The 312-nt window shown below is 68.6% G+C and carries 1 protein-coding gene; it reads right to left on the reverse strand.

Going from position 1 to position 312, the window contains the following annotated elements; genetic code table 11:
• On the reverse strand, nt 1–312 hold a 312-nt coding region (locus ACLF6P_RS30025), incomplete at both ends, for a hypothetical protein (protein ID WP_415954580.1).

Raw genomic sequence — 312 nt, forward strand, 5'->3', positions numbered from 1 at the left:
CTCCGCGTTCGACCAGCCATCGGGCCAGTTGGTTCGCGCGGCCGTTCAGCTCGGCATACGACAGTGATACGTCACCGAACTCCACCGCCACCGCTTGTGGACCCCGTGCCACCTGCGACTCGAAGAGCCCGGCGAACGAACCGGCCGGGACCTCCCGCCGGGTGTCGTTCCAGTCGGCCAGCAGCCGTGTTCGCTCCTGAGGGGTCAGCAGCTCCACCGAGGACACCTTGCGCTCGGCGTCCGCCACCACGGCCGTCAGGAACCGTACGAGCCGGGCCACCAGCGTCTCGACCGTGTTCCGCTCGAACAGGT

The organism is Streptomyces lothianensis (assembly GCF_047779955.1).
Taxonomy (GTDB): Bacteria; Actinomycetota; Actinomycetes; order Streptomycetales; family Streptomycetaceae; genus Streptomyces.